Genomic DNA, 341 nt, shown 5'->3' with positions numbered 1-341 from the left:
AAAAGTTTAATCTTGAAGATTTTGTAGATCATAAGGCTGCTTTTATTACCATGAAAACAAAGGTTGGTAAAGATTTAAAAGCATTAGAACTACCAGGCCTATGGAATGGTAGTATGGCCTTTTGGAACACGATTTTTGTTGAAGTGCCAATTATAACCTTTAATCCGGTTAAAACGGTAAACGACCTGCTCAAAGACACGCATCAAATTAACTAATTGTGGATGCGGAAAAATTAATTTCTGAGTTAACATTTAAGGCTGTTCGAAGCTCAGGTAGTGGAGGGCAACATGTTAATAAAGTCGCAACAAAGGTTGTTCTTAGTTTTGATATTTTAAATTCTA

The 341-nt window shown here is 34.3% G+C and carries 1 protein-coding gene; it reads left to right on the top strand.

Annotated features, from left to right (window positions below; genetic code table 11):
- Nucleotides 1-215: DUF4301 family protein (locus tag J1C54_RS16500; RefSeq protein WP_229150080.1), on the top strand; the 215-nt coding region annotated here is incomplete at its 5' end.
- Nucleotides 216-341 lie beyond the last annotated feature (126 nt).

This window comes from Alcanivorax sp. 1008, from assembly GCF_020667895.1.
Classification (GTDB): Bacteria; Pseudomonadota; Gammaproteobacteria; order Pseudomonadales; family Alcanivoracaceae; genus PGZG01.
Note: the sequence above shows the minus strand (reverse complement) of the source record. Positions and strands in the feature narration are given on the sequence as shown.